Genomic DNA, 21,778 nt, shown 5'->3' with positions numbered 1-21,778 from the left:
CTCACGCCGTTCGCGCGCGACGTCCTTCGATCGGATAGGCGGGATCGTTGTAGCCGGGCGTCGACGGATGGCCCGGTACGACCAGCCGATCGATCAGCGCCTCGTCCTCCGCGGTGAAGCGGTAGTCGAGCGACCTGATATAGCCGTCCCACTGCTCCTCAGTGCGCGGGCCGGCGACGATCGAGGAGACGAAGGCGGAGTTCAGCACCCAGGCGACCGCGAACTGGCCGGCGGTGATGCCCTTCTTCTCGGCGTGGGTCTTGATCTCCTGCGCGAGTTGGAGCGATTCCGTCCGCCACTCGGTCTGCATCATGCGCGTGTCGTTGCGGCCGGCGCGCGTGTCCTTGTCCGGGGCTGCATCGGGTTTGTACTTGCCGGTGAGCACGCCGCGCGCGAGCGGGCTATAGGGCACGATGCCGAGGCCGTAATAGGCGCAGGCCGGAAAATGCTCGACCTCGGGCATGCGGTTCATCGCGTTGTAGTAGGGCTGGCTGGCCACGGGACGGTCGATGCCGAGCCGGTCGCAGATGTTGCAGATCTCGGCGACGCGCCAGGCGCGGTAGTTGGAGACGCCGAAATAGCGGATCTTGCCTGACCGGATCAGGTCACCCATCGCGCGCACCGTCTCTTCCAGCGGCGTCGCGTGGTCCTCCTTGTGCAGATAGTAGACGTCGATGTGGTCGGTGCCGAGCCGCGTCAAGCTCTCGTCGGCCGCCTGCAGCACCCAGCGCCGCGACAGGCCGACGCGATTGGGATCGCTGCCCATAGGGTTGGCGAGCTTCGTCGCGAGCACCCAGGCGTGACGATCGCTCGCGATCGCGCGGCCGACGACCTCTTCGGAGCCGCCTTTCGAATAGGCGTCAGCGGTGTCGATGAAGTTGACGCCGGCGTCATGCGCCTTCGCAATGATCCGCTTTGATGCCGCCTCATCGGTCGGCCCGCCGAACATCATGGTGCCCAGGCAGATCGGCGACACTTTCAGGCCGCTGCGGCCGAGCTGACGGTATTGCATGGGCTGTTTCCTCGAAGCTTCAATTGTGGAGCACCATAGCCGCCCGGTTCCGTCATTGCGAGCGTAGCGAAGCAATCCAGCGATGCGTCCGCGGAAACACCTGAATTGCTTCATCGCTACGCTTCTCGCAGCGACGCGCTGGGAAGCTGCTGACTACATCCACAGCTGTCATCGCCCGACTTGATCGGGCGATCCGGTATTCCAGAGGCAGTCGTGATAGAGGCGAGAAGCCGCGGCGTACTGGGTCGCCCGGTCAAGCCGGGCGACGACAGCAGAATGCGTGACGTGCAGATGCGATAGCTATCCTACCCCGGCCCCTTCAGGATCTTGAACACGCCATTGGCCATCACGATGCAGCGGTCGTCGACCGTCACTTCGGTGCTCATGAAGATCAGGCTGCGGGTCGAGCGCACCACGCGGGGGCGAGAGATCAGGATGTCGCCGATCTGGCCGGCCTCGACGAAATGGGTGTCGAGCTGCACCGTCGCCATGTACTCCTTGCCGGAGGCGTAGCGGGCGGTCATGCCGCAAGTGCGGTCCGCGAAGGTCATCATCACGCCGCCCTGGACCATGCCGCGGCGGTTGTGGTGCTTGTCCTCGGTCGCAAGTGCGAATTCGTAGTGGCCGTCGACCTTGCGCTCCCACAAGGGACCGACCAGATGCATGAAGCCCGTGGTTTCCAGGATGGTCCAGCCGTCCGACTTCAGCTTTGTTGCGGCCTTGCTCGTCATCGCTCCGTCCATCTTGCAACGTGTCCGTCTCCTCGTTTCATCGAGCGAGGTCCTGGTGTAGTCAAGCGTCATGAGAGCTTTCGGCGATGCCACCAGACGGAATATCGCAGGGGCCTGCGCAGCCTTTGCGCGGCTGCCTGATGCGGCCGCGCCGTCGGCCCTGAAGCGCGCCGCGGTAGTTCTGGCGCTGACCGCATCCAGCGACGGCGACGACACGGCGTTTCTACTCACCAGGCGCGCATCGAGCTTGCGCTCCCATCGTGGTCAGTGGGCGCTGCCGGGTGGGCGATGTGACGCCGGCGAGACGCCGGTGGAGGCCGCTCTGCGCGAGCTCGACGAGGAGCTTGCGCTGAAGCTGTCAGCCGATGCCGTGCTCGGCCTGCTCGACGACTATCCGACGCGCTCCGGCTATCTGATCACGCCGGTCGTGGTCTGGGCGGAGGAGAGCGCCGCGATCGTGCCGAACCCGGACGAGGTCGCCTCCGTTCACCGCATCGCGCTCGACACGATCGAACGCGACGGCGCCTTCGACTTTACTGATATCCCCGAGAGCACCCGCCGCGTGATCCGCTTTCATCATCAGATGAGCTTGATCCACGCGCCGACGGCGGCGCTGATCTACCAGTTCCGCGAGGTGCTCGCGGGCCGACAGACCCGCGTGACCGACCTGGAACAGCCGGTCTTCGCCTGGAAATGAGGATGGTAAACGGCGTGTTAACGTGACGGTTACCGGATGCCTGCTAAGAGGGCAGCATGCATCACTCGATTCGAAAACGCTTGTCAGTTCCCTTGGCGCTGGTTCCACTCGCGCTCGTCCTGCTCGTCCCTGCCGCGCACGGCGGCGAGTTCGACGCGCTGCCATCAGCTGTCAGCAATGCCCATGCCCAGCTCTTGTCGCAGTTCTTTGGGCAAGGCGGAGGCGCCTCGCCGGCCGTGCTCGAATATCGGCGCAAGCTGGCCGAGTATCAGGCGGCGCGTGCGGCGTTCGACGAGGAGGCGGGCGCTTATTGGAGCCAGATCTCCGAGAAGCGAAAAACCCGCAATGCCAAGCGACGCAACGGGCAGCAGATCACGCTAGACGATTACGTGCTGGAGCATCCGCCTGTTTATACCGGACCGAAGCGGCCGGTGAATCCCGAGCCGGAGGAAACGCCCGAGCGCCCCACCCGAAAGCCGATCCCGGTAGTCGCCGATCTCTTGCGCGCGGCGCAGGACCTCTATCAGTTCACGCCGCAGCGCCCCTCGAGCGAGGTCGAGTTCAAGCGCGCCTATGCGCGTTACGCGCTCGCTTCAGGCCTGACACGCGAACAGGCGGTGCGGGTGTATTCGTTCGAGACCGGCGGCACCGGCACGTTCGATGTGCAGGCGGGCATCGAGCATGGCGGCAGGCGCGCGATCTCGACTGCGATGGGCTACAACCAGTTGCTGACAACCAACAGCGTCGAGCTGCTGGCCGAGCAGGGCCATGAACTCATTCGCGCGCTCTCCGACAAGGTCGCGCGCAGCTCGGGTCCGGCGCGCCAGGCACTCGAACACAAGCTTGCCGTGCTGAAGAAGATGGTGGCGCATGCGAAGTCGGTGCCCGACACCTGGTCGGAGCACGAGAAGATCGGCAACACTGCGCAGGGCTGGGCCATGCATGCGATGGTGCTCGACGTCGATGTCGGGCCAATGCTGCAGACCCACAAGCTGCTGACCTCGGTGCTGTTCGCGCGGGCCAAGGGCTATAATCGTCCGCTCACCGCCGCAGAGCTCGAGATGATGAACCTCACCGGTGACGGCACCGGCTTCGACATGGTGACGATGCCGCAGGCGATGCGGGAGCAGGTGCCGACCTCGAATTTCTTCCAGCGCAGCGGCTACGAGCGCAACCCAGTGGCGATCCGCCACAACACGGTGGCGAAGCTGCTCGCGGTGACGGATGCGCGGATGGATAGTAACAGCAACAATGCCGGTGCAAGAGAATTGGCGGGGGCGTTCTAATTCACAATTGCTGTCATGCCCCGGCTTGACCGGGGCATCCAGCCAGTCCACCGCGGCCTCTCGATTCGATCACAACGGCCTCTGGAATACTGGATCACCCGCTTTCGCGGGTGATGACACCGAGAGTGAGGCGACGCCGTCGCCAGCCGCCCCTACTGATCCGGGCCGAACTTGAACCGGCCGTCGCCTTCGAGATATTGCCCGCTGCGCATGTAGAGCTGGCCGTTCTGGCCGATGAAGAACAGCGTGCCCTTGGGGACCTTCTTGGCGCCCTTCAGGAGCTCGCCGGCATTGCTGGTGCCCATCTTGTAGGAAAAGGTCTTGCCTTCCTTGTCATAGGCATAGCCCCTATCCGACTTGAGCTCCCACGGCGTCGCCGCGTTTTGTGCGCATGCGGGAGCGGCGAACGCCCCCAGCGCGACTGCGATTGCAAACGTCTTGATTGAGATCGCCATCATCATCCTCCCCGCCGTGGGGCATCCCCTTGAACAAATCACGAACAGCGTCTGCGGGTCAATCCGCGATGACGCCGCAGCGCATCACGTCTTGCCCAGCAGTTTGTGATTTTCCCTGCGCCCCCTCGCGACTATGTTCCGCTTTCCGTCTAGAACGCAATTCGACAAAGATATTGGTGGGGATGATTCGAATGCGCCATGTCGTTAAACTTTGCTGGGCTGCCGTGATGTCGCTGACGGCGCTGGCGCCGGCCGCCCGGGCCGATGATTTCCAGCTCAGCCACAACCAGCGGATTTCCTGCAGCCGCGGCCTTGCGCCGGGCAAGCTCAACACCGCAACCTGCAAGTCCTACACCTATCTCTTCAACACCAAGACCTCGGAATACTTCCGCTGCCAGGTCTCGCTGGCACTGACCCGCGACAACAAGGAAGTGATCAACGTCCAGACCGACGGTGGCTGCACCAAGAAGCCCCGCATTTTCGAGGCCGACGGCCACTATGATTTCGACGCGACCGAGACCGAGCCGCCGAACACCAACTCGTTCTTTGGCCCCGGCGGATACTCGATCTGGGCGGCCGACATGACCGCGCAGAAGGTCCGTGGCTGCATCACCATCTCCTCCGGCCTCGGCTCCGACATCTCTAAGTGCCTGGACATGGCGTTCCAGTGATGGCCTGCCAGCGGCGGCGGGCGCGCTTCAGATCCAGACTGCGCCACGTCGCCGCACCTGCCTGGTTCCCGAAAAAGCAAGGCAAAACGGCCGTTTACCGCAGCCCTGTTTTGTCTTTTGGATGGGTTGACCCGCCTCCCTCATCCGGCCAATTTCGCCGCCGGTTTGGGGAGTATGACAACCATGAAACGGACGATTTTCGGCGCGGCCACAGCTCTTGCTCTGGCGGCGTCGGCGCCTTGCGCGCAGGCGCAATCCTTCATCAACGTGCTGACCGGCGGCACTTCCGGCGTCTACTATCCGCTCGGCGTCGCGATCGGGAAGATCTACGGCGACAAGATTCCCAACGTAAAGACGCAGGTACAGGCCACCAAGGCGTCGGTCGAAAATCTCATCCTGCTGCAGCAGGGGCGCGGCGAACTGGCGTTCACGCTGGGTGACTCCCTGAAAGCCGCCTGGGACGGCGATGAGGAAGCCGGCTTCAAGGCCAAGCTCGACAAGCTGCGTACTATCGGGGCGATCTATCCGAATTACATCCAGATCGTCGCCACCGCCGACAGCGGCATCAAGACGCTGGCCGACCTCAAGGGCAAGAGCCTGTCGGTGGGCGCTCCGAAGTCGGGCACGGAGCTGAACTCGCGTGCGATCCTTGCCGCTGCCGGCATGAGCTATAAGGATCTCGGCAAGGTCGAATATCTTCCGTTCGCCGAATCCGTCGACCTCATGAAGAATCGCCAGCTGGCCGCGACCTTGCAGTCGGCCGGCCTCGGCGTCGCGTCGCTGAAGGATCTGTCGACCTCGAGCCCGATCACGGTGGTGGCGGTGCCGAAGGAGACCGTGGACAAGATCGGCCCGCCCTTCATCTCGGCTGTCATTCCGGCGAACACCTACACCGGCCAGGACAAGGACGTGCCGACCGCGGCAGTGGTCAATTACCTCGTCACCAGCTCTGCCGTCTCTGACGACCTCGCCTATCAAATGACGAAACTGGTCTACGAGTCGCTGCCCGAGCTCGCCAATGCGCACGCGGCCGGCAAGGAGATCAAGCTCGAGACGGCCGCCGGCGGCAGTCCGGTTCCGCTGCATCCCGGCGCGATCCGCTATTACAAGGAAAAAGGGCTGATCAAGTAGACCCTTGTTGGCCGGGCTTGACCCGGCCATCCATCCTCCAAGGGTTTGTCTTTCGATGGATGCCCGGGTCAGGCCCCGGGCATGACGTATTCAGGATACAGCGCGAATGCTGTCGCACGCTCCATTGGGGCGCGGGGAAATATCGATGTCGCAGGCAGAGGGCACGGCAGCCCGCATCAAGGTCGAGTTTGACAATTTCGAGCATGGTTTCCCGGAAGGGTTTGGTCCGGGCTGGTGGGGCGCGCTCGCCTACTGGATCGGCATCGCCTTTGCGACCTTCCAGCTCTATGTCGCCGCCTTCAACTATCTTCCGAGCCAGGTGGTGCGCGGCGTCCATGTCGGCTTCCTGATCCTGCTCACCTTCGGTCTGATCGCCAACTTCACCGCGAAGAGCAACTTTGGCCGTGCGCTTGGCTGGGTGATCGGCGCTGCCGGCTTTTTTTGCGGCCTCTATCAGTGGATCTTCTATGCCGATCTGATCGCGCGTGACGGCGATCCGACCAGGCTCGACCTCGCGGTCGGCACGCTGCTCGCGGTGCTGATCTTCGAGGGCACGCGGCGCCTGATGGGCGCGGCACTGCCGCTGATGTGTGGCGCGTGTCTCGTCTACTGGTTCTTCGGCCAGTACCTGCCGTCGCCGCTGAACCATCGCGGCTATGATTTCGATCAGATCGTCACGCATCTGTCCTACGGCACCGAGGGCTTTTACGGGGTGCCGATCTATGTTTCGGCAACCTACATCTTCCTGTTCATCCTGTTCGGCTCGTTCCTGGAACGAGCCGGCATGATCCAGTTGTTCACCGACGTTTCGCTCGGCTTGTTCGGCCGCACCCGCGGTGGACCTGCGAAGGTCGCCGTGTTCGCCTCAGGCATGATGGGCACGATCTCCGGCTCCGGCGTCGCCAACGTCGTCACCGTCGGCCAGTTCACCATTCCCCTGATGATCAGGTTCGGCTATCGCCGCGCCTTCGCGGCCGGCGTCGAGGCGACCGCCTCGATGGGCGGGCAGATCATGCCGCCGGTGATGGGCGCGGTTGCCTTCATCATGGCGGAGACGCTCGGCGTCCAGTATTCGGAGATCGTCAAAGCCGCGGCGATCCCCGCGATCCTCTATTTTGCCTCCGCCTTCTGGATGGTGCATCTGGAAGCCGGCAAGCACGGCCTCACCGGCATGAAGCGCTCGGAGACGCCGAGCGCCTGGAACGCATTGGTGAAGGGCTGGTATCTCGTGCTGCCGCTGGCGGCGCTGGTCTACATGCTGTTCGAGGGTTTCACGCCGCTTTACGCCGGCAGCATGGGTCTTGCGCTGACGGTGGCGTTGATCCTGGGGGCGAGCATCACGGCGGGCGCCTCCTCGAATGTGATCCGCACCATCTTCTGGATCGGCCTTGCGCTCCTCGTCGCGGCGCTGTCGCGCGACGGCCTGAAGATCGTGCCGGTCGGCTGCGTCGTCGTCGCGCTGATCCTGATCACCGCCTTCGTCCGTGGCGGGATGGCGGCGCTGCGCTCCTGCCGCGACTCGCTCGCTGAAAGCGCGAAATCGGCGATCACCGTCGGCATGGCCTGCGCGATTGTCGGGGTCATCATCGGCATGATGTCGCAAACCGGGGTCGGCACCATCTTCGGCGGCTGGGTGATCGGGCTCGGCGAAAAGAGCCTGTTCCTGGCGCTGATCATGACCATGCTGCTGTCGATCCTGCTCGGCACCGGCATTCCGACCATCCCGACCTACATCATCACCGCGGCGCTCGCCGCGCCCGCGCTGGCAAAACTCGGCGTGCCCTTGATCGCGAGCCACATGTTCGCGTTCTATTACGGCATCATGGCCGACCTCTCGCCGCCGGTGGCGCTGGCCGCCCTCGCGGCGGCGCCGATTGCGAAGGAGAATCCGGACAAGATCGGCTGGGAAGCGATGCGGATCGCGCTCGCCGGGTATGTCATCCCCTTCATCTTCGTCTATTCGCCGGCGCTGATGTTGCAAGCCGGCGATCCCATGGCGGCAAAGCTCGGCTTCTATGGTGCGGTGGCGCTGGCAAGCTTCAAGGCGCTGGTGGCGATCGCGCTGTTCGGCATGGTCGCGATCGGCTTCCTGTTCACGCGGCTGGCGCTGATCGAACGCCTCGTGGCGCTCGGCGCCGCGCTGTGTCTGCTCGGCGACTTCCCGTTCAGCGATACCGCCGGCTTCGTTCTTTCCGCCGCGCTCGTGTTGTGGCAATGGCGGCAGCGTTCGCCGGCGGTGGTCGAGCCGGCGTGAGCCTCTGCTTCGCAACAGCCGGTGGCGTGAAGGTGCTGGCGCTATCCGCGTTCACCCTGGTGTGGACGCATTCGATCGCCAAGGTCGATTGGCAGGAAGACTGGCGCGTCACCCCTGCAGGCCTCGAACTGGTGCAGGCCCGAGTCAAGGGCACCGGCCCCGGCATGGAGCCGCCGCCGGAGGCGCGGCTCGTCGATGGCTGGTTTCAATGGCAGCCCCAGCGCGCGCCGATGCCGGAGGTCGTGCTCGGCAATTCCGGCGCGGCAGGCGAATGGCGGCTATGCCATGACGGGACCTGCCGGACGCTTTCGGAGATTGTCGGCCATCCCATCGGTGCTAACGTCACCACGATGCGCATCTGCGACGAACAGCAGAAATAAGGGAGATATGCGATGGATCGCCTCAAGGGCAAGGTTGCGATGGTGGTGGGCGCCGGCTCGATCGGGCCCGGCTGGGGCAACGGCAAGGCGACCGCTGTGACCTTCGCGCGCGAAGGCGCCCAGGTGTTTTGCGTCGATCGCAACGGCGCTGCGGCCGAGGAGACCGCGAAGATCGTCGCCGGCGAGGGCGGCAAGGCGACCGCGTTCACGGCCGATGTGTCGCGGCCTGCCGAGATCGAGGCGATGGTCGCCGCGTGCCTCAAGAGCTACGGCCGGATCGACGTGCTCGACAACAATGTCGGCATCGCCGAGATGGGCAGCGTGGTCGAGGTCACCGAGGAAAGCTGGGACCGCGTCTTCAGCGTCAACCTCAAGAGCGCCTATTTCGCCATGAAGCACGTGATCCCTGTCATGGTGAAGCAGGGCGGCGGCTCGATCATCAACATCTCCTCGATCGCCTCGATCCGCCACATGGGCATCTCCTACGTCACCTACGGCACCTCCAAGGCCGCGATGAACCAGATGACGCGCACCACGGCGATCGAGTTCGCGCGCCATCATGTGCGGGTGAATGCGATCCTGCCCGGCCTGATGAAGACGCCGATGGTGGAGCATTCCGCAGGCCTCGCCAACAGCTACGCCAAGGGCGATGTCGAGGCGATGTGGCGTGCCCGTGACGCCCAGGTGCCGATGGGGCACATGGGCGATGCCTTCGACGTCGCCAACGCCGCGCTATTCCTTGCGTCGGACGAGTCGAAATATGTGACGGGGATCGAGCTCGTGGTCGACGGCGGGATCACGTGCAAGGCGGGGGCGTAGGCGCCGCCTCATATTCTGCTGTCGCCCCGGTTCGCGCTTGGCTCGTCCGGGACGACACCGGAGGTTGCCGCCTACTGCGCCAGCGCCAGTATTCCGCCGGCGAATGCCTGCCACGGCGCGCTTTCGCTGATCGGCCAGTTCAACACCTTCAGCGTCAGCAGCGCGAGTGTGCCGCAGATGTAGACCGGATGGACGCGCCCCTCGTTGCGCCAGTCGCGGACCATAGCGACCACGAGCAGGAGCGAGGCAACCACGGCCGGCGCGATCGTCACCGGCACCGGAGGGGGGCCGGGCGGTCCCGGAGGCGCGAGGAACGTGATGAACCAGCGCGCGATTGCGGCATCGAGGATCGAGACCGCGGCCAGCAGCATCAGGCGCTTGTGGATCTCGGGCTTGCGCGTGTTCATGATCGCAAGCACGAACACCACGGCAAAGAACGCGATCCCGCTCATCGGCACGATCGAGAAGCCGATGCCGGCCTCGCGCTGCCCGAGCTCCGCGGAATGCTTCATCACATGCACGGAGGCGAGGAAGCCGAAGATCGTCATGGCGGTCGCGAGCGAGACGCCGACGACGCCGAACGACCGGTGATTGATCACGCGGCCCGAGGCCGCGAGCCAGGTTTGGACCACGATATAGAGAGACCAGGTGAAGAACAGCAGTCCGTGGAAATGAATGACCGGACTCCCGGAGAACGTCCGGTGGGCGAGCGGCAGAAAATAAGTCGGTGCGAAGCCGAGAAACGCGGTGGCCGCGCAGGCCAACGCCATGTGGAAATAGAAATACCGTGCAGGCGACGCATCACGCGCGCGTACACGACGGTCGTCAATCAAGGTTGTCATCTGTGATAAGTCTGGGCAGGACGCGTTTGGTTCAACGCGCCGACCTTCCGGCCTGACGCGCAAAAGCGCGCGGGGCGGGGACGACGTCAGCCCCCCGCGCTCAATTCCGCCCGATCGAGCTCCTCCTCGAGCCGGTGGAATGCGTCGTCACCGATCACTTCGGTTGCACGGAGCTCGAAGATCGACTTGCGCGCGGCCTCGACGGCGCGGCGGCGCAGGGGATCGGCGGGCAGTTCACCGTTGGCGATGCCGCCGTGCGGATCGTCGTCGGCCTGCATCAGGATGGCGCGGTATTCGAGCCGCAGGATTTCGGCCTCCTCGGATGGATCGTCCTCGATCGCATCGAGCGCGGCGCGATAGGCGATCGTGCGGGCGCGCGCGACCTCGATGCCGACAGGATCGTCGTCCTTGAGTCCGAAGGCGAGGATCAGCGGCCGCAGCGTCAAGCCCTGGATGATCAGCGATCCCAGCACCACCGCGAAGGCGATGAAGACGATGAAGTCGCGAGAGGGAAAATTCTCCGGCAGCGCGAAGGCGGTGGCGAGCGTGACGAGGCCGCGCATGCCGCACCAGGAGATGATGAGGCCGCCCTTGGGAGAGGCGACGGTGTTGCGATCCTTCGGATGATAGATTCCTTGCGAAATCAGCACACGGAGCGTTGTGCGATAGAACGTCACCCAGAGCAGCCGCACCAGCACCACCGTGAGCAGGATCCAGGCCGCGGCCACGCAATATTCCCACCGCAGATCCGTTTCCAGCCGCGTCCAGATCGGACGCATCTGCATGCCGATCAGCATGAAGGCGAGCACGTTGAGCACGAACACGGTCGTCTCCCACACGGCATAGGACGGCACCCGCAGCCGCGCCGGCATGCGCATCCCCGCTCCGCGCGCCATCGTCATCGCATAAACGACGATGGTGAGAATGCCGGACAGGCCGAGATGCTCGGCGGCGATCCAGACCAGGAAGGTGGTGGCGAACTGCACGATGATCGCGCTTGGCGCCTCCGTCACCCGTTCAATGAACAGCGGAATGATGCGCCCTGCGAGAAAACCCGCGATGATGCTGCCGACGAGGGCCAGCGCCATGATCGGCGCAACCTGACCCCATATCAGATGCTCGGTGACGACAGCGCCGACCGCGATCCGATAGATCAGGAGCGCGGTCGCGTCATTGAGCAGGCTCTCGCCTTCCAGCACCTTCACCATGCGGTAGGGCAACTTCACCTGGCTCAGGATCGCGACAGCGGCTGCTGCGTCCGGTGGCGCCACGATCGCGCCCAGCGCCACAGCGGCGGCCCATGGCATCTCGGGCATCAGCCGGTGCGTGACATAGGCAACGCCCGCCGTGGTCAGGCCAACGGCGGCGACAACCAGGGTGGAGACCGGAACCCAGTTGCTGCGCAGATCCCGCAGCGAGGTGTCGAAGGCGGCATCGAGCAGGACCGGCGCGACGAAAAGCGCCAGCGCCAGGTCCGGCTGCAGCGTCCAGGTCGGACTATCGGGCACGAAGGCGATCAGTGCGCCGCCGATGGCGAGAAAGGTCGGGTAGGGGACCTTGATCCGCCGCGCCAGCGCCGATAATGCAACGGCGCCGAGCAGAAGCACGATGATCCATTCGAATGTCGACAAATTGGTCCCCGAAACCGATGTGAGCGGCGCTACAAGCTAGCACCAATCCGGCCGTATGATGGATAGTGTCACCAGAAAGCAAGGCCTTCCGATCGCAAAGAGCATGCGTTTTCAGAGACTCACTCGATTGTCAGCCGCTCTGATGTTCGCTGCACTCTGGCCCGGCCTGGCACGAGGTGCGACCGGCGACGAACCGGCCGCCGTTGTCCAGGTCGACGTCGCGGCGTGCCTCGCTGCAGCCGCGGCCGATGACATGGACAAAGCGGGCCCGGCCTGCGCTGCGGTCATCGACAACGAGAAGACCGCAAAGTCCGACCTGGTCAAGGCGCTGGTCGCGCGCGGCGCGCTGCTGGCACGGCATGACCAGCTCGACCGTGCCATCGCCGACGACAGCCGTGCGCTGCTGCTCGATCCCACGCTTGCCGACGCCTTCAACGCGCGCGGCGAACTCTGGCTGAAGAAGGGCGATAAGCCGAGAGCCGTGCAGGATTTCGGGGCGGCGCTCCGGATCGATCCAAACCACGAAAAAGCCAAGGCCAATCACAGGGCGATGGCGCGCGAGCTCGAACGGATCGGCGCGCAGATGGCGGTCGCCGGCAAGCCGAGCTTCAATTGCGCGGGCGCGCGGCGGCCGGTCGAGAAAGCGATCTGCGCAAATCGCGAGCTCGCCGATCTCGACCGAGAGGTTTATGCCGCCAATGCGCGGGTGATCCGCGAGGCGCGGGATGCAGGTGAGGCCAGGAAACTTCAGCGCGAGCAGGATGATTTCATCGCCCGCCGCAATGCCGGATTCGGCCGACCGGGGTATGATTTGAAGAAGACGATGCAGGAGCGCCTGAGGCGCCTGAATGGGGTGGATGGGTATTGAGGTCTTCGGGCCCCATGCTCCCGAGAGCCGCGGCATTTTGAACCGATCCCTCGCTCGCCGCGACAACGGGAAAACCCGATGTCACGGAGCCTTCCCCATGTGCGGCACGCGTTTTTCCGCGCAAATCGTCCCATTTGCAAGCGTCCCACTGCGCACCTTCGTTCTCGGAGCCGCGATCAGTCTTGCCCTCGCCGTTCCGGCATCGGCCGCCGTCGATTGCTCGACGGGCAGCAAGGCCGCCCCGGCGGAGATCATCACGGCGTGCAGCGCCATCATCGACCAGACCTCGAATCCGAATTCGGACCGCGTCGCGGCGCTGCTGGTTCGGGCCGATGCCAATGCGCGGACATCAGGCGGGCTCACGCAGGCGCTGCGGGATATCGACCGCGCCATCGCACTCGACGGCAAGAACGCCCATGCCTGGCGCCTGCGCGGGGATCTGTTGCGGCAGGCGGGTGGTGATCTCAATCGCGCCACGTCCGATCTCAGCAAGGCAATCGAGCTCGATCCGCAGGACGCCGAAGCCTATGAACTGCGCGGCGTCGCCTACACCAACCAGCGCCGGCTCGACCGCGCGATTGCCGATTACGACCAGGCCATCAAGCTGAAGCCGGATGATGCGCAAGCCTGGTCGGATCGCGGCGCGACCTATTATCTCCGCGGCGACAACGAGAGGGCGGTCGCCGACCTCAGCGAGGCCTTGCGGCTCGATCCGAACCGGGCGCGCAGCTACACCAATCGCGGCGCCGCCTACAAGAAGCTCGGCCAGCTCGACAAGTCGGTTGCCGACGACAGCGAGGCAATCAGGCTCGATCCGAAAGTGCCGGAATATTACGACAATCGCGGGCTCTCCTACGCCGCGATGAAGGACTACGACAAGGCAATCGCCGATTACGATCAGGCGCTTCGGTTGGCACCTCGCCCGAACTTCTTCACCAACCGCGGCGATTCCTATCAGTTCAAGGGCGAGTTCGGTGCCGCGCTCAGCGACTACGAGGCCGCGCTCAAGCTCGATCCTGACTTCGCGAAAACCTACAACAACCGCGCCGTGCTTTATTCCAAGATGGGCGAGCGCAAGAAGGCACTGGCCGATTACGAGGCGGCGCTGCGGCTCGACCCCGGCAACGAGAACGCCGCGAACGGCCGTCGCACCATGATTGCGGAGATCGCGAAGTTCGGCGCCGAATCGCCACAGCCGCTGGCCGCGAATTCGGGCAATGGTCCGTCATTCGATTGTGCCTCTGCGAAGCGCGAAGTCGAGAAGGTAATCTGCGCCGATCCGCAGCTTGGTATGCTCGATCGTCAGCTCGCCGAGACCTATGAGCGCGTGCTGAAATCGATGAACCGTCGCGCGGCGGCGGGCCTGCGCAAATCCCAGCACGAGTTCCTCGCCACCCGCGACGCCAGCTTCCGCCGCCCCGGCTATGACCTGAAAAAGGTCATGCAGGACCGCTTGCAGCGGTTGAACGCGATGCAGGGCTGAGGACGTTTGACGGAAAGCGGAGCGTGGAGCTCGCTCCATCATCTCTCCGGCTTGCGGGCGAGGTCGACGCGCTCATCGAGCGCGGCCGGTGAGGGCCCCGCGCCTCTTGGGGACTTCTGCCATGAGCCTCGGACGATCCGAGCGCGGAAGCACCCCCACCCCCAACCCTTCCCCGCAAGCGGGAGCGCACCGTCGATGTTGCTGCGAGCTGTGCCTACTCCAAAAGACCGATCCTTTTTGCGCTTGAACCGCGGCGCGTTCCCGGGAAAATAGCTCTCAAACAAGGCCGAACTTGATCCGAGTCATGGCGGGACGCCGGTCCTGCCGCAAGGTTCGGGATGAGGCCAATAAGGGAACGGGAGCGCGGGAATGAACAGCCAGGTGCAGAGCAAGTATCACGAGGTCCATGCGCGCTCGCTGGCCGATCCCGAAGGCTTCTGGGCCGAGGCCGCGAAAGACATCGACTGGACCGAGCGGCCGAAGAAGATCTTCGATCCTGCGCAGGGCGTCTACGGCCGCTGGTTCGCCGGCGGCCTCGTCAATACCTGCTATAATGCGCTCGACCGCCATGTCGAACGCGGCCGCGCTGACCAGGTGGCGCTGATCCATGACTCGCCGCTGGCGGGCTCGCTCACCAAATTTACCTATGCCGAGCTGCTGGCAGAGGTGCAGGCGCTCGCTGCCATCATGCAGGATTTTGGCGTCGCCAAGGGCGACCGCGTGATCCTCTATATGCCGATGGTACCGGAGGCCGTGGTCGCGATGCTCGCCTGCGCGCGCATCGGGGCAGTGCATTCCGTGGTGTTCGGCGGCTTTGCCGCCAAGGAGCTCGCGACCCGCATCGACGACGCGCAGCCGAAGCTCATCCTCTCCGCAAGCTGCGGTATCGAGCCCGGTCGTATCGTGCAGTACAAGCCGCTGCTGGACGAGGCGATCAAGCTTGCATCTGCCAAGCCCAGGGCCTGCATCATATTGCAGCGTCCGCAACTCGTCTGCGATCTCACGCCAAAGCGCGACTATGACTGGGCAAGCCTGCGCCGCAAGGCGGTGAATGAGGGCAAGAAAGCGCCTTGTGTCCCGGTTGCCGCGACCGATCCGCTCTACATCCTCTACACGTCAGGCACGACAGGCGTTCCCAAGGGCGTCGTGCGCGACAATGGCGGGCATCTGGTCGCGGTGAAATGGTCGATGTTCAACCTCTATGGCGTCAAGCCGGGCGAGGTTTGGTGGTGCGGCAGCGACATCGGCTGGGTGGTTGGTCACAGCTATATCGTCTATGGCCCGCTGCTGCATGGCGCGACCACGATCATGTATGAAGGCAAGCCGGTCGGCACACCCGACGCGGGTGCGTTCTGGCGCGTGATCTCAGAGCACAAGGCGGTCGCTTTCTTCACCGCGCCGACCGCGTTCCGCGCCATTCGCAAAGAGGATCCGGAAGGAAAATTCATCCGGCAATACGACCTGTCGAAATTCCGCACGCTCTTCCTTGCCGGCGAGCGCGCCGATCCACCGACGGTGGAATGGGCGGAGCAGCAGTTGCAGGTGCCTGTCATCGACCATTGGTGGCAGACCGAGACCGGTTGGTGCATTGCCGGCAATCCGGTGGGCTTGGGCTTGCTGCCGGTCAAGCATGGCTCGCCGACGGTGCCGATGCCGGGCTATCAGGTCGATGTGGTGGACGAGGCCGCCAAGCCCGTCGGTCCGAATACAATGGGCTCGATCGTCATCAAGCTGCCGATGCCGCCGGGCTGCCTGCCGACGCTGTGGAATCAGGACGACCGCTTCAGGGAAGCCTACTTGAGCGAATTTCCCGGCTACTACAAGACCTCGGATGCCGGTTACAAGGACGAGGACGGATATGTCTTCGTCATGGGCCGCACCGACGACATCATCAACGTCGCCGGCCATCGGCTGTCCACCGGCGGCATGGAGGAGATTCTGGCCTCGCATCCCGACGTCGCCGAGTGCGCCGTGCTCGGCGTCAAGGACGCGATCAAGGGCGAGGTGCCCTGCGGCTTCCTGGTGTTGAAGGCCGGCGTGAAGCGGCCGCCTGCCGAGATCGAGAAGGAGATCATCGCGCTGGTGCGCGACAAGCTCGGCCCCGTGGCCGCCTTCAAGCTTGCCATCACCGTCGGCCGGCTGCCGAAGACGCGCTCGGGCAAGATTCTGCGCGGCACCATCAAGAAGATCGCTGATGGCGAGGCCTGGTCGATGCCGGCCACGATCGAGGACCCGAAGGTGCTGGACGAGATCGGGGACGCGCTGAAGGGGAGGGTGTGACGCGTTGCGTCGTCCCGGGGCGGTCCACTAGGACCGAACCGGGATCTCGAGATTCCGGGGGTCTGGTGCTTACGCACCATCCCGGAATGACGGTGTTGTCGACTTACATTCTCCGCATTCCGCGCTAAACAGGGCCGGCTAACCGGGGATTCAGTATGCTACTTGCCACAGCGCCGCGCCTGCTTGCAGCTGTCCTGCTCGCCGCCGTTCTCTCCGCCTGCTCGGCGCGTTATCAGACGCCGATCGCGATGGGCGGTGACGACGATGATGCGGTGTGCCAGAGCCGCGGCTATGCGGTGGGCTCGCCGGAGTACGTGGCCTGCCGCAAGGACCGCGACGTCCAGCGCAGCGCGGCAACTGCCCGCGCCGATCGCCGTCAGCGCGATCTTGGCGAATACATGCTGAATCATCCGGAGCGGCCCTGAGACGGCTGTGGAATTATCGTGCACCATCGTTCGCCCGCCACGTGACACATCTGCAACGCGGCGGCCAAATCGTGTCGCGTTTGTCCTGATTTGATCGGCGTCAAATCCTTCTCCAACCCCTTTCTGCTCTGTCGCTGATGTCGCGCAACGAAGCGCGCTTTGGCTGAAGGGGACTGAAATGCAGAGAATGATTAGAAACCTGGCGCGGCTTGCGGCGCTTGGTGCAGGCTTCGCGGCGGCTGTTGGCGCTGCACAGGCGGCCGATTTGCCCGTCTACACGAAGGCCCCGCCGCCGGTTGAGAGCTTCAATCCCTGGATGGTACGTCTGCGTGTGCTCGGTGTATTGCCGGATGCCGGCGGCTCGACCGTCAATGTCGCTGGCGTGCCGACGCTGTCGTCGCCGAATTCCGGCCTCTCGATCAGCAATCAGGCGGTGCCCGAACTCGATATCAGCTATTTCTTCACGAAGAACATCGCGGCCGAACTGATCCTCGGCGTGACCCGGCATTCGATCAGCGGCACCGGCTCGCTCGCGAGCCTGCCGATCGGCAAGACCACGCTGCTGCCGCCGACGCTGACGCTGCAATATCACTTCGACAATTTCGGCGCGTTCAAGCCCTATATCGGTGCCGGCGTGAACTACACCGTGTTCTTCAACAACTCTGCCGCCAACGTGCCGGCGGTCATCGTCGGACCGCCGGTGGGGCCCGTCACGACCACCGCGCTTCACGTCAGCAACGCTTGGGGCGGCGCCGTGCAGTTCGGCTTCGACTACATGCTCGACCGGCACTGGGGTCTCAACGTCGACGTGAAGAAGCTCTGGCTGCGGCCGGACTACACCGCGACTGTGAGCGGTCTGCCCGTCACCGGCACCGCACATATCGATCCGTGGCTGGTCGGCGGCGGCGTGACCTACAAGTTCTAACGATTTCGCGGCGCCGGGTTGAGGACCCGGCGCCGCGAAATCAATTTTCCCATTCGATTGTTACGAGGCCGTCCCGGCCCCGTAACAATCATGGAGACGCCGCTATCCCGCGTGCACCGTTCGCGGATGCCGTTCGTGCAGCAACTTCGCCAGCCCGTCGCGATCGCCCGGACGGTCTTTGACGGACATTTCGAACAGCGTTTCCTGGATGTCCCGAGGCATGTCTCCCCAGGCGGCCAGGACGGCGCGTCCCAGCATCACTGCAAAATCGTCCTCGTCGACCCGCATCGTTGATCCTCCGCGTTGGACACAATGCGACGCAAGCTGCATCGTTCCCGAAAGCTGCGCCGCACAAGTTTCCGTTCGAAAACAAAAACGCGGCGGATCGCTCCGCCGCGCTCGAACCGGATGCGGTAAGGGAAAAGGAGCCTACTTCTCCTCTTCCTCGTGCTTCTTGCCGCCGAGGGTCTTCAGCTTGGCGAACACGGCGTCGACGTTGAGGTCGTCGCTCGACTTCTCCGACGGCTCGTACTCGTCCTTCTTGGTGGTTTCCGAGGCCGGCAGCAGGGTGGCGCCGCCATAGGCTGCGTCGATCGGCTTTTCCTTCGCCGCGCGCGCCACTTCGAAATCGAGCTCGATCTGCGAGCAGAGGCCAAGGGTCACAGGATCGATCGGCGTCAGCTGGGACGTGTTCCAGTGCGTGCGGTCGCGGACGCTGGCGATCGTGCTCTTGGTGGTACCGACCAGGCGCATGATCTGCGCGTCCTTGAGTTCCGGATGGCTGCGCAGCAGCCAGAGGATAGCGCTGGGGCGCTCGTGGCGGCGCGAGACCGGCGTGTAGCGCGGGCCCTTGCGCTTGGGCTGGGGCGGCAGCACCACCTTGCTCTCCTGGAGGCGAAGCCGGTAGTCCGGGTTCTTCTCGCCCTTCTCGATCTCCTCGCGGGTCAGCTGGCCGTTGGAGAGGGGATCCATGCCCTTGATGCCCTGGGCGGCATCGCCGTCGGCGATCGCGCGCACCTCGAGGGGATGCATCTTGGTGAAATCGGCGACCTGGTCGAAGGTCAGCGCGGTGTTGTCGAGCAGCCAGACGGCGGTCGCCTTGGGCATCAGAGGTGCGTTGCTCATGGCAAATCTCCTTTGTGCTTCGCCCACCCCTCAGGAGGCGAAACCGGTGGTCATCAGCGATGACAGGGAATTGGCGCTATATAAGCCCGGAGGGGGTGGCCACGCAATGGTTCTGCTATAGATAGTGCCTTGACAGCGCCCGAAAGGGGGCCCAATTCCCTTTGAAGTGGCGGTGAAGTCCAAGCAGACCGTTTTTAGCCCCATTCCATCCATCGAACGCCCCCGCCAGAAGGCGAAACGGGTGATTTGATCCCGAGATCGCTCTATGTCAGCCAAACCAGACCTCAAGATCGTGCTTTGTTCTCCCCGCGGCTTCTGCGCCGGGGTGGTTCGGGCGATCGACACCGTGGAACGGGCGCTCGATAAATACGGCGCCCCCGTCTATGTTCGCCATGAGATTGTGCACAACAAGTACGTCGTCGACGGGTTGAAGAAGAAGGGCGCGATCTTCGTCGAGGAACTCGCAGAAATCCCGGAGAACACCACCGCGCCGGTGGTCTTCTCCGCCCATGGCGTGCCGAAGTCGGTTCCGGCCGACGCCCAGTCCCGCAACCTGTTCTCGCTGGATGCGACCTGCCCCCTGGTGACCAAGGTGCACCGCGAAGCCGCGATCCACTTCAAGCGCGGCCGCGAAATCTTCCTGATCGGCCACTCCCACCACCCCGAAGTGGTGGGCACGCTCGGCCAGCTGCCGGTCGGCGCCGTCACCCTGATCGAGACTGCCGAGGACGCCAAGACGATCAATCCGAAGGACCCTGACAACCTGGCCTTCGTGACCCAGACCACGCTGTCGATCGACGACACCGCGGAGATCGTGGCGCTGCTCAAGGAGCGCTTTCCGAACATCAACGGGCCGCACAAGGAAGACATCTGCTACGCCACCACCAACCGCCAGCTCGCGGTGAAGAAGGTGGCGCCCGTGGTCGATGCGCTCATTGTCGTCGGTGCGCCCAATTCGTCGAACTCGCAGCGCTTGCGCGAGGTCGCCGAGCGCGAGGGCTGCAAGATCGCGGTACTGGCACAGCGCGCAGCCGACATCGACTGGGACAAGTTCGGCAACATCACGAGCCTCGGCATCACCGCGGGCGCATCCGCGCCGGAAGTGATCGTCGAGGAGATCATGGACGCGTTCGCCGAGCGCTACACGCTGCATGTGGAGACGGTTTCGGCGGCGGAAGAGAACGAGTTCTTCCCGCTGCCGCGCTCGGTGCGCCCCGAAGCCGCCGCCGAGTAGCCGTTTATGGCGGTCTACACCGACGTTGCCGCCGACGAGCTTGCGGACTTCTTGAAGCAATACGATCTCGGCGAATTGCTCTCCTACAAGGGCATCGCCGAGGGCGTCGAAAACACCAACTTCCTGCTGCATACGAGCAAGGGCTCGTTCATCCTCACGCTCTATGAGAAGCGCGTGGCGAAGAACGATTTGCCGTTTTTCCTCGCGTTGATGACGCATCTGGCCGAGCACGGCGTCAGCTGCCCGCTGCCGGTGAAGGCGAGGGATGGCGAGGCTCTGCACGAGTTGTCGGGTCGGCCTGCGGCCATCATCACCTTTCTCGAAGGGATCTGGCCGCGCAAGCCAAACGCAACGCACTGTGCCGGTGTCGGCGAGGGGCTCGCCAGGATGCATCTGGCCGGTGCCAATTTTTCGATCAAGCGTGCCAACGCGCTGTCGGTTTCCGGCTGGCGGCCGCTATTCGACGCCGCGGCGAACCGCGCTGACGAGGTGCAGCCGGGCCTGCGTGCATTTCTCGCGGCAGAGCTCGACTATCTCTCGGGTGGCGTCTGGCCGACCGATCTGCCCGAGGGCGTGATCCACGCCGATCTCTTCAACGACAACGTCTTCTTCCTCGGCGACAAGCTCTCGGGCATCATCGACTTCACTTTCGCCTGCAACGACATGCTGGCCTATGACGTCGCCATCTGCCTCAACGCCTGGTGCTTCGAACCGGATCATTCCTTCAACGTCACCAAGGCGCGCGCCTTCCTCAACGCCTATGGCCGTGTGCGAAAACTCTCGGAGGCCGAGGAGGCCGCGCTGCCGCTGCTTGCGCGCGGCGCGGCGATCCGCTTCCTGCTGACGCGGCTGGTCGACTGGCTCAACGTGCCACCAGGCGCGCTGGTGAAGCCGAAGGATCCGCTTGAATATGTCCGCAAGCTGCGCTTCCACCAGAGCGTCTCCAGCGTGCGCGACTACGGGCTGATGCCGTCAGGACTGGTCGCGTGAGCGAGCTTCCCAATGTCACGATCTTCACCGACGGCGCCTGCTCGGGAAATCCCGGACCCGGCGGCTGGGGCGCGATCCTGAAGTTCGGCGACAAGGAAAAAGAGCTGAACGGCGGCGAGCGCCACACCACCAACAACCAGATGGAATTGATGGCGGCGATCTCCGCGCTCGAAGCGCTGAAGAAGCCGTGCACGGTCGATCTCTACACCGACAGCCAGTACGTCCGGCAGGGCATCACTGGCTGGATCCACGGCTGGAAGCGCAATGGCTGGCGCACCGCCGACAAGAAGCCGGTGAAGAATGTCGAGCTATGGCAGCGCCTGGACGCCGCGCTGAAGGCGCACCAGGTGCGCTGGCATTGGGTCAAGGGCCATGCCGGCCATCCTGAGAACGAGCGCGCGGATCAATTGGCGCGCGACGGGATCGTGAAGGCGCGGTTGCAGCAGCGGGTGGGGGAGTAGCGCGGAGCTCGCTCTCTCCACTCGTCATGGCCGGGCCAGACCCGGCCATCCGCGCCTTGCCGCGCGGAGCCAAGAACC

General features: G+C 64.2%; 22 protein-coding genes. 15 read left to right on the top strand and 7 right to left on the bottom strand.

Annotated features, from left to right (window positions below; genetic code table 11):
- Nucleotide 1: 1 nt before the first annotated feature.
- Complete coding sequence (locus XH88_RS35195; RefSeq protein WP_271672783.1) at nt 2–1,012, bottom strand: aldo/keto reductase; 1,011 nt, start codon at nt 1,010–1,012, stop codon at nt 2–4.
- A gap of 305 nt (nt 1,013–1,317) precedes the next feature.
- On the bottom strand, nt 1,318–1,743 hold the full coding sequence (locus XH88_RS35190; RefSeq protein WP_271672782.1) for a PaaI family thioesterase: 426 nt from the start codon (nt 1,741–1,743) through the stop codon (nt 1,318–1,320).
- A gap of 70 nt (nt 1,744–1,813) precedes the next feature.
- On the opposite strand from XH88_RS35190, the gene XH88_RS35185 reads away from it, so the two are divergent.
- Together XH88_RS35185 and XH88_RS35180 are read left to right on the top strand one after the other, a co-directional pair.
- A complete protein-coding gene (locus tag XH88_RS35185) occupies nt 1,814–2,440 on the top strand; it encodes an NUDIX hydrolase (RefSeq protein ID WP_271672781.1) in 627 nt (208 codons plus the stop codon).
- A 56-nt stretch (nt 2,441–2,496) separates the two neighbouring features.
- Nucleotides 2,497–3,726 carry a hypothetical protein gene (locus XH88_RS35180; RefSeq protein ID WP_271672780.1) on the top strand — a complete coding sequence of 410 codons (1,230 nt, stop codon included), beginning with the start codon at nt 2,497–2,499 and terminating at the stop codon, nt 3,724–3,726.
- Between the two features lie 152 nt (nt 3,727–3,878).
- Here the strand turns inward: XH88_RS35180 and XH88_RS35175 are convergent, their stop codons facing one another.
- Nucleotides 3,879–4,181, bottom strand: coding sequence for a hypothetical protein (locus tag XH88_RS35175; protein WP_271672779.1), 303 nt, complete (start codon nt 4,179–4,181; stop codon nt 3,879–3,881).
- Nucleotides 4,182–4,372: 191 nt separating this feature from the next.
- Between XH88_RS35175 and XH88_RS35170 the strand changes: the two genes are divergently transcribed.
- The 5 genes from XH88_RS35170 to XH88_RS35150 all read left to right on the top strand — a co-directional run bounded on the left by XH88_RS35170 (nt 4,373) and on the right by XH88_RS35150 (nt 9,436).
- A complete protein-coding gene (locus tag XH88_RS35170) occupies nt 4,373–4,852 on the top strand; it encodes a hypothetical protein (protein WP_271672778.1) in 480 nt (159 codons plus the stop codon).
- Between the two features lie 183 nt (nt 4,853–5,035).
- Nucleotides 5,036–5,983 carry a TAXI family TRAP transporter solute-binding subunit gene (locus tag XH88_RS35165; protein ID WP_271672777.1) on the top strand — a complete coding sequence of 316 codons (948 nt, stop codon included), beginning with the start codon at nt 5,036–5,038 and terminating at the stop codon, nt 5,981–5,983.
- Nucleotides 5,984–6,128: 145 nt separating this feature from the next.
- A complete protein-coding gene (locus XH88_RS35160; RefSeq protein WP_271672776.1) occupies nt 6,129–8,237 on the top strand; it encodes a TRAP transporter permease in 2,109 nt (702 codons plus the stop codon).
- Nucleotides 8,198–8,617, top strand: coding sequence for a DUF1850 domain-containing protein (locus XH88_RS35155; RefSeq protein ID WP_271672775.1), 420 nt, complete (start codon nt 8,198–8,200; stop codon nt 8,615–8,617). The genes XH88_RS35160 and XH88_RS35155 overlap by 40 nt, the downstream gene beginning before the upstream one ends.
- A gap of 12 nt (nt 8,618–8,629) precedes the next feature.
- Nucleotides 8,630–9,436, top strand: a complete 807-nt coding sequence (locus XH88_RS35150; RefSeq protein WP_271672774.1) for an SDR family NAD(P)-dependent oxidoreductase — start codon at nt 8,630–8,632, stop codon at nt 9,434–9,436.
- 71 nt (nt 9,437–9,507) lie between these two features.
- Here XH88_RS35150 and XH88_RS35145 read toward each other — a convergent pair whose 3' ends face one another.
- A complete protein-coding gene (locus XH88_RS35145; protein WP_271672773.1) occupies nt 9,508–10,278 on the bottom strand; it encodes a hypothetical protein in 771 nt (256 codons plus the stop codon).
- A gap of 86 nt (nt 10,279–10,364) precedes the next feature.
- Nucleotides 10,365–11,909: a cation:proton antiporter gene (locus tag XH88_RS35140; RefSeq protein ID WP_271672772.1), complete on the bottom strand. Its 1,545-nt coding sequence runs from the start codon at nt 11,907–11,909 to the stop codon at nt 10,365–10,367.
- A gap of 103 nt (nt 11,910–12,012) precedes the next feature.
- Here XH88_RS35140 and XH88_RS35135 point away from each other — a divergent pair, with 103 nt between their 5' ends.
- The 5 genes from XH88_RS35135 (at nt 12,013) to XH88_RS35115 (ending at nt 17,890) form a co-directional block, all read left to right on the top strand.
- Nucleotides 12,013–12,777 carry a tetratricopeptide repeat protein gene (locus XH88_RS35135; protein WP_271672771.1) on the top strand — a complete coding sequence of 255 codons (765 nt, stop codon included), beginning with the start codon at nt 12,013–12,015 and terminating at the stop codon, nt 12,775–12,777.
- A 97-nt stretch (nt 12,778–12,874) separates the two neighbouring features.
- The gene (locus tag XH88_RS35130) at nt 12,875–14,260 is read left to right on the top strand and encodes a tetratricopeptide repeat protein (protein WP_271672770.1); all 1,386 of its coding nucleotides are present in this window, start codon (nt 12,875–12,877) and stop codon (nt 14,258–14,260) included.
- 369 nt (nt 14,261–14,629) lie between these two features.
- Nucleotides 14,630–16,540, top strand: a complete 1,911-nt coding sequence (locus XH88_RS35125) for a propionyl-CoA synthetase (protein ID WP_271672769.1) — start codon at nt 14,630–14,632, stop codon at nt 16,538–16,540.
- Between the two features lie 155 nt (nt 16,541–16,695).
- Entirely contained in the window at nt 16,696–16,965 is a 270-nt protein-coding gene (locus tag XH88_RS35120) for a hypothetical protein (RefSeq protein WP_271672768.1), read from the top strand.
- 178 nt (nt 16,966–17,143) lie between these two features.
- The gene (locus XH88_RS35115; RefSeq protein ID WP_271672767.1) at nt 17,144–17,890 is read left to right on the top strand and encodes an OmpW/AlkL family protein; all 747 of its coding nucleotides are present in this window, start codon (nt 17,144–17,146) and stop codon (nt 17,888–17,890) included.
- A gap of 102 nt (nt 17,891–17,992) precedes the next feature.
- Here the strand turns inward: XH88_RS35115 and XH88_RS35110 are convergent, their stop codons facing one another.
- Together XH88_RS35110 and XH88_RS35105 are read right to left on the bottom strand one after the other, a co-directional pair.
- A complete protein-coding gene (locus XH88_RS35110; RefSeq protein ID WP_271672766.1) occupies nt 17,993–18,178 on the bottom strand; it encodes a hypothetical protein in 186 nt (61 codons plus the stop codon).
- A 141-nt stretch (nt 18,179–18,319) separates the two neighbouring features.
- The gene (locus tag XH88_RS35105) at nt 18,320–19,015 is read right to left on the bottom strand and encodes a DUF1013 domain-containing protein (RefSeq protein WP_271672765.1); all 696 of its coding nucleotides are present in this window, start codon (nt 19,013–19,015) and stop codon (nt 18,320–18,322) included.
- A 265-nt stretch (nt 19,016–19,280) separates the two neighbouring features.
- Here XH88_RS35105 and ispH point away from each other — a divergent pair, with 265 nt between their 5' ends.
- From ispH to rnhA, 3 genes are read left to right on the top strand one after another with little or no spacing between them, the layout of a single operon-like run.
- Nucleotides 19,281–20,249 carry a 4-hydroxy-3-methylbut-2-enyl diphosphate reductase gene (gene ispH / locus XH88_RS35100; RefSeq protein WP_271672764.1) on the top strand — a complete coding sequence of 323 codons (969 nt, stop codon included), beginning with the start codon at nt 19,281–19,283 and terminating at the stop codon, nt 20,247–20,249.
- 6 nt (nt 20,250–20,255) lie between these two features.
- Entirely contained in the window at nt 20,256–21,239 is a 984-nt protein-coding gene (locus tag XH88_RS35095) for a homoserine kinase (protein WP_271672763.1), read from the top strand.
- Complete coding sequence (gene rnhA, locus XH88_RS35090) at nt 21,236–21,700, top strand: ribonuclease HI (RefSeq protein ID WP_271672762.1); 465 nt, start codon at nt 21,236–21,238, stop codon at nt 21,698–21,700. Before XH88_RS35095 ends, rnhA begins: the two co-directional genes overlap by 4 nt.
- Nucleotides 21,701–21,778 lie beyond the last annotated feature (78 nt).

The organism is Bradyrhizobium sp. CCBAU 51627, from assembly GCF_028128765.1.
Taxonomy (GTDB): Bacteria; Pseudomonadota; Alphaproteobacteria; order Rhizobiales; family Xanthobacteraceae; genus Bradyrhizobium.
This window is presented reverse-complemented; position numbering and strand designations above follow the sequence as displayed.

What these genes read in the sequence shown, in the direction of transcription:
- XH88_RS35165 (WP_271672777.1), top strand. Translation starts at nt 5,036, where the DNA reads ATGAAACGGACGATTTTCGGCGCGGCCACAGCTCTTGCTCTGGCGGCG.
- XH88_RS35180 (WP_271672780.1), top strand. Translation starts at nt 2,497, where the DNA reads ATGCATCACTCGATTCGAAAACGCTTGTCAGTTCCCTTGGCGCTGGTT.
- XH88_RS35170 (WP_271672778.1), top strand. Translation starts at nt 4,373, where the DNA reads ATGCGCCATGTCGTTAAACTTTGCTGGGCTGCCGTGATGTCGCTGACG.
- XH88_RS35190 (WP_271672782.1), bottom strand. Translation starts at nt 1,743, where the DNA reads ATGACGAGCAAGGCCGCAACAAAGCTGAAGTCGGACGGCTGGACCATC.
- XH88_RS35195 (WP_271672783.1), bottom strand. Translation starts at nt 1,012, where the DNA reads ATGCAATACCGTCAGCTCGGCCGCAGCGGCCTGAAAGTGTCGCCGATC.
- XH88_RS35110 (WP_271672766.1), bottom strand. Translation starts at nt 18,178, where the DNA reads ATGCGGGTCGACGAGGACGATTTTGCAGTGATGCTGGGACGCGCCGTC.
- XH88_RS35130 (WP_271672770.1), top strand. Translation starts at nt 12,875, where the DNA reads ATGTGCGGCACGCGTTTTTCCGCGCAAATCGTCCCATTTGCAAGCGTC.
- XH88_RS35125 (WP_271672769.1), top strand. Translation starts at nt 14,630, where the DNA reads ATGAACAGCCAGGTGCAGAGCAAGTATCACGAGGTCCATGCGCGCTCG.
- XH88_RS35160 (WP_271672776.1), top strand. Translation starts at nt 6,129, where the DNA reads ATGTCGCAGGCAGAGGGCACGGCAGCCCGCATCAAGGTCGAGTTTGAC.
- XH88_RS35175 (WP_271672779.1), bottom strand. Translation starts at nt 4,181, where the DNA reads ATGGCGATCTCAATCAAGACGTTTGCAATCGCAGTCGCGCTGGGGGCG.
- XH88_RS35115 (WP_271672767.1), top strand. Translation starts at nt 17,144, where the DNA reads ATGCAGAGAATGATTAGAAACCTGGCGCGGCTTGCGGCGCTTGGTGCA.
- XH88_RS35155 (WP_271672775.1), top strand. Translation starts at nt 8,198, where the DNA reads ATGGCGGCAGCGTTCGCCGGCGGTGGTCGAGCCGGCGTGAGCCTCTGC.
- XH88_RS35135 (WP_271672771.1), top strand. Translation starts at nt 12,013, where the DNA reads ATGCGTTTTCAGAGACTCACTCGATTGTCAGCCGCTCTGATGTTCGCT.
- XH88_RS35145 (WP_271672773.1), bottom strand. Translation starts at nt 10,278, where the DNA reads ATGACAACCTTGATTGACGACCGTCGTGTACGCGCGCGTGATGCGTCG.
- XH88_RS35120 (WP_271672768.1), top strand. Translation starts at nt 16,696, where the DNA reads ATGCTACTTGCCACAGCGCCGCGCCTGCTTGCAGCTGTCCTGCTCGCC.
- XH88_RS35105 (WP_271672765.1), bottom strand. Translation starts at nt 19,015, where the DNA reads ATGAGCAACGCACCTCTGATGCCCAAGGCGACCGCCGTCTGGCTGCTC.
- XH88_RS35150 (WP_271672774.1), top strand. Translation starts at nt 8,630, where the DNA reads ATGGATCGCCTCAAGGGCAAGGTTGCGATGGTGGTGGGCGCCGGCTCG.
- ispH (WP_271672764.1), top strand. Translation starts at nt 19,281, where the DNA reads ATGTCAGCCAAACCAGACCTCAAGATCGTGCTTTGTTCTCCCCGCGGC.
- XH88_RS35095 (WP_271672763.1), top strand. Translation starts at nt 20,256, where the DNA reads ATGGCGGTCTACACCGACGTTGCCGCCGACGAGCTTGCGGACTTCTTG.
- XH88_RS35185 (WP_271672781.1), top strand. Translation starts at nt 1,814, where the DNA reads ATGAGAGCTTTCGGCGATGCCACCAGACGGAATATCGCAGGGGCCTGC.